This is a genomic window from Pseudomonas sp. SDO5532_S415 (assembly GCF_054071155.1).
Genome location: NZ_JBSVWS010000258.1, coordinates 1 through 5459 on the forward strand (window position 1 = coordinate 1; position 5459 = coordinate 5459).

A 5459-nucleotide genomic window follows, 5' to 3' on the forward strand; every position below is an offset into this window, starting at 1 on the left:
CACAGGGGATCTACGACATAGAACCAGTGTGGGAGCGAGCCTGCTCGCGAAGGCGTCAGACCAGTCGGTCGAAATTTGTCAGGCTAATCCGGCCTGTAAGCCCGCATAAACAACTCCACAACCTCCCGCACATGACTCTCCGCCGCTTCCCCGGTCAATGGCTCGCCACAGCCATACAACAACCGGAAATTCGCCGCCCCCTTGAGCAGGCAGAAGAAGTGTTCCGCCGCATTGCGCGGTTTATCGATACGTAGTACGCCACTCTGATCGACCTTGCTCAGCAACCGCTCCATACCGTGCAGCATGCGCTCCGGGCCGGCCTCGAAGAAGATCAGCGAGAGTTTCGGGTCCTGGCTGCCCAAGGTCATGATCAAGCGGTGCAGGTTCACCGACTCGTCACTGTTAATCAGCAGGTGAAAACCGCGGGCGATGTTCAGCAGCACGGTTTTCACCGCCACGCCGTCCGGCAATTCGAAAAACAGCGTCGGCAGTTGCTCTTCGCACTTGGCCACCACGGCGGCGGAGAACAGCGTCTCCTTGTCGTTGAAATGGCTGTAGACCGTGAGCTTCGACACATTGGCCTGCGTGGCGACAGCATCCATGCTGGTGTTGGCATATCCCTTGGTCAAAAACAGCGTCTTCGCCGCGTCGAGGATCGCCTGGCGCTTGGCCAGATCCTTGGGGCGGCCGGGTCCGCTGGGTGCTGAAAGATTGTTCGGCATATGCGCTTTTATTACTGGACTGGTGAGTTTGCTATTAATAACATACTGGTCAGTATAATTATTCCAAGCACCATTAGCGAAAGGTCCTTCACCATGTTCCGCTATGCCTTGCCCCTCGCGTTGCCAGTCACCCTGGCGTTTTTATTGACGGCGTGTGGTCACGAAGAGGCTCCCCAAACCAGCGTTCGCCCGGCCATGGTGGTGCAGCCAGAGCCTTCGGCCCAAGCGACGGAAAGCTATCCCGGCGAAGTTCGCGCCCGCTATGAGCCCGACCTGGCATTCCGCATCGGCGGCAAAGTCAGCCGACGACTGGTCGAAGAAGGGCAGCGGGTCAAGGCCGATCAGCCCTTGGCTGAGCTCGATCCGCAAGATGTGCGTCTGCAACTGGAGGCCACCCGCGCCCAGGTCGCGGCCGCCGAAGCCAATCTGAATATGGTGCGCGCCGAGCGCGACCGTTACAAAACGCTGATGGAGCGTCAGTTGGTCAGCCGCTCGCAGTACGACAATCATGAAAATCTTTACCGTTCCGGCGAAGCCCGTCTCAAGCAGATCAAAGCCGAATTCAACGTGTCCAGTAACCAGGCCAGCTACGCGGTATTGCGTGCACCGCAGGACGGCGTCGTAGCCAAGCGTGCGGTGGAAGTCGGGCAGGTGGTGGCTGCCGGGCAAACGGTGTTCACCCTGGCTACTGATGGTGAGCGTGAAGTGTCGATCAGCCTGCCGGAGCAGAACTTCGGTCGCTTCAAGGTCGGCCAGCCAGTGTCGGTGGAGTTGTGGACGCAGCCGGATCAGCGCTTCGCCGGGAAAATTCGCGAACTGTCTCCTTCTGCCGATCCGAAGTCCCGCACTTTCGCTGCCCGCATCGCGTTTACCGGTGGTAAAGTCCCCGCCGAACTGGGCCAGAGCGCCCGGGTGTTCGTACAGTCCGCCGAAGTGGTTCCGCTGTCGGTACCGCTGTCAGCGCTGACCGCGGAAAACGGCGTGACCTACGTCTGGGTCGTCAGCGCCAATAACACTCTGAAGAAGACCCCGGTGCGGGTCGGCGCTTTTGGTGAGAAAACCGTTCCGGTGCTTGAAGGCCTCAACGCCAGCGACTGGGTGGTGGCCGCTGGCGTCCATGTGCTTCTCGACGGGCAGCAGGTGCGCCCGGTGGATCGCTCCAACCGCGTGGTCAATCTGGCGGACAAGGAGTAATCCCCGATGGGCTTCAATCTTTCCGAATGGGCGTTGCGTAATCGCCAGATCGTACTGTTCCTGATGCTGTTGCTGGCCATCGTTGGCGCACTGTCCTACACCAAGCTCGGCCAAAGCGAAGACCCGCCGTTTACCTTCAAGGCCATGGTGATCCGTACCAACTGGCCGGGCGCCACGGCGCAGGAAGTTTCGCGCCAGGTCACCGAACGCATTGAAAAGAAGCTGATGGAAACCGGCGAGTACGAACGCATCGTGTCGTTCTCGCGCCCGGGTGAATCCCAGGTGACGTTCATTGCCCGCGATTCCATGCACTCGGTGGACATCCCGGAACTCTGGTATCAGGTGCGCAAGAAGGTCAGCGACATCCGTCACACCCTGCCGCCGGGTATTCAGGGGCCGTTCTTCAACGATGAATTCGGCACCACCTTCGGCAATATCTACGCCTTGACCGGCGACGGGTTCGACTACGCCGTGCTCAAGGATTACGCCGACCGCATCCAGATCCAGCTGCAACGGGTCAAGGATGTGGGTAAGGTCGACCTGCTCGGCTTGCAGGATGAAAAAATCTGGATCGAGCTGTCCAACGTCAAGCTGGCGACCCTGGGTTTGCCGCTGGCCGTGGTGCAGCAGGCGCTTGAGGAACAGAACGCGGTGTCCACCGCCGGCTTCTTCGAAACCAGCAGCGAGCGATTGCAGTTGCGGGTCTCAGGGAATTTTCAGACTGTCGACGAGATAAAAAACTTTCCGATCCGCGTCGGGGATCGCACCTTCCGCATCTCCGATGTGGCCGACGTGCGCCGTGGTTTCAACGATCCACCGGCGCCGCGCATGCGCTTCATGGCTGAGGACGCTATCGGACTGGCCGTGGCCATGAAGGACGGCGGCGACATTCTTGTCTTGGGCAAAGCCCTGGAAATCGAATTCGCCCGCATCCAGAAAAACCTTCCGGCCGGCATGCAGCTGCGCAAGGTTTCCGACCAACCGGCAGCGGTGAAAACCGGTGTCGGCGAATTCGTCCGGGTATTGGTGGAGGCCCTGGCGATTGTGTTGCTGGTGAGCTTTTTCTCCCTGGGTGTGCGCACCGGCATGGTGGTCGCCCTGGCGATTCCGCTGGTGTTGGCGATGACCTTCGCCACCATGTATTACCTCGGCATCGGCCTGCACAAGATTTCCCTCGGCGCGCTGGTGCTGGCGCTGGGCTTGCTGGTGGACGACGCGATCATCGCCGTGGAAATGATGGCGATCAAAATGGAGCAGGGCTTCGACCGGGTCAAGGCGGCGAGCTATGCCTGGACCAGCACGGCGTTCCCTATGCTCACCGGTACGCTGATCACTGCGGCCGGGTTTCTGCCGATCGCCACCGCGCAATCGGGCACCGGCGAATACACCCGCTCGATCTTCCAGGTGGTGACCATCGCGCTGCTGGCGTCGTGGGTGGCGGCGGTGGTGTTCGTACCGTATCTCGGGGAAAAACTCCTGCCGGATCTGGCGAAAATTCACGCGGCCAAACACGGGGCTGATCAGCCAGACCCTTATGGCACTCCGTTTTATGAACGGGTCCGGCGGCTGGTGGAGTGGTGCGTGCGTCGACGCAAAACCGTGATCGCGGCGACGGTGATTTTATTCGTCGCCTCCGTGGTCCTGTTCCGTTTTGTGCCGCAGCAATTTTTCCCGGCGTCGGGCCGACTGGAGTTGATGGTCGATCTGAAGCTGGCCGAAGGCGCTTCCCTGAGCAACACCGCCGAGGAGGTCAAACGCCTCGAAACGCTGCTCAAGGACAAGGCCGGGATCGACAACTATGTGGCTTACGTCGGCACCGGTTCGCCGCGTTTTTACCTGCCGCTGGATCAGCAACTGCCGGCAGCGAGCTTCGCCCAATTCGTGGTGCTGGCGAAGACCATCGAGGAGCGCGAAACCTTGCGCACCTGGTTGATCGCCACGCTCAACGAACAATTCCCGGCTCTGCGCTCGCGGGTCACGCGCCTGGAAAACGGCCCGCCGGTTGGTTATCCCGTGCAGTTCCGGGTGACCGGTGAACACATCGAAGAAGTCCGCGCACTGGCCCGCAAAGTCGCGGCCAAGGTTCGTGAAAACCCGCACGTGGCCAACGTCCACCTGGACTGGGAAGAGCCGAGCAAGGTTGTGTACCTGAATGTCGACCAGGACCGCGCCCGGGCACTGGGCGTAAGCACGGCGAACCTGTCGAGGTTCCTGCAAAGCTCGCTGACCGGTTCCAGCGTCAGCCAGTATCGCGAAGACAACGAATTGATCGAGATCCTGTTGCGCGGCACCTTGCATGAACGCACCGAACTGTCGTTGCTGCCGAGCCTGGCGGTACCGACCGACAACGGTCGCAGCGTCGCCCTGTCGCAGATCGCGACCCTGGAATACGGCTTTGAAGAAGGTGTGATCTGGCACCGTAACCGCCTGCCCAACGTGACCGTGCGCGCCGACATCTATGGCAAGGAACAACCGGCGACGCTGGTGCAGCAAATCATGCCGACCCTCGATCCGATCCGCGCCGAATTGCCGGACGGCTACTTGCTGGATGTCGGCGGCACCGTGGAAGATTCCGCGCGCGGGCAGAACTCGGTAAAGGCCGGTGTGCCGCTGTTCATCGTGGTGGTGCTGACATTGCTGATGCTGCAACTGCGCAGTTTCTCACGCACGGTGATGGTGTTTCTGACGGCGCCGTTGGGGTTGATCGGGGTGACGCTGTTCCTGATGGTGTTCCGTCAGCCGTTCGGTTTTGTCGCCATGCTCGGGACCATCGCCTTGTCGGGGATGATCATGCGCAACTCGGTGATTCTGGTGGATCAGATCGAGCAGGACATCGCTGCCGGGCTCAAGCCTTGGCAGGCGATCATCGAGGCCACGGTGCGGCGGTTCAGGCCGATTGTGCTGACGGCACTGGCCGCGGTTCTGGCGATGATTCCGTTGTCGCGCAGTGTGTTTTTCGGGCCGATGGCGGTGGCGATCATGGGTGGGTTGATTGTGGCTACGGCTTTGACGCTGTTGTTCCTGCCTGCTTTGTATGCGGCGTGGTTCAGGGTCAAAAAAGAGCCGGCTTGAGTGGCTGGACTTGGCGGCCTTCGGGCCGACCAAGCTCCTGATTGATCGAGTACATATCCGTTTCTGCGGTAACGGCCACTTATGGTTTCGCCCTTACGGCGAGTCACTTTTTTTACAAGCGCCTAAAAAAAGTAACCAAAAAAACGCTCGCCCCGAGCGTCCGGCCCCTCGCCAGGGCTCGGGGTTCCTTCGCTCCGGCATTCATCCGGGGGCATTGCCCTCCGGTTGGCTTCGCTGCACCTACATGCAATGGGTTCGACTGCGTCGAACGGCGCTGCGCGCCAATCCCCGGATGAACGCCTCCACTCAGCCTCCCGAAGGGGCGGGTGGATCAAGATCAAGAGCTTAAGGCGAGCTAACGCTCGGCCTGATGAGTGGTGAAGAGCGGGGGTGGTGTTTGTGGTTTGCTTTTGCTCTTGCTCTTGCTCTTGCTCTTGCTCTTGCTCTTGCTCTTGCTCTTGCTCTTGCTCT

At 60.4% G+C, this 5459-nt stretch carries 3 protein-coding genes; 2 read left to right on the forward strand and 1 reads right to left on the reverse strand.

What is annotated here, in order from left to right:
• Positions 1–83 precede the first annotated feature (83 nt).
• Entirely contained in the window at positions 84–722 is a 639-nt protein-coding gene (locus ACW9HW_RS28520) for a TetR/AcrR family transcriptional regulator (protein WP_457402657.1), read from the reverse strand.
• Positions 723–815: 93 nt separating this feature from the next.
• Between ACW9HW_RS28520 and ACW9HW_RS28525 the strand changes: the two genes are divergently transcribed.
• Together ACW9HW_RS28525 and ACW9HW_RS28530 are read left to right on the forward strand one after the other, a co-directional pair.
• Positions 816–1916 (forward strand): efflux RND transporter periplasmic adaptor subunit, encoded by a 1101-nt coding sequence (locus ACW9HW_RS28525; RefSeq protein WP_095197112.1) that lies wholly within the window; start codon positions 816–818, stop codon positions 1914–1916.
• A 6-nt stretch (positions 1917–1922) separates the two neighbouring features.
• Positions 1923–4988 carry an efflux RND transporter permease subunit gene (locus tag ACW9HW_RS28530; protein WP_457402659.1) on the forward strand — a complete coding sequence of 1022 codons (3066 nt, stop codon included), beginning with the start codon at positions 1923–1925 and terminating at the stop codon, positions 4986–4988.
• The last annotated feature ends 471 nt before the right edge of the window (positions 4989–5459 follow it).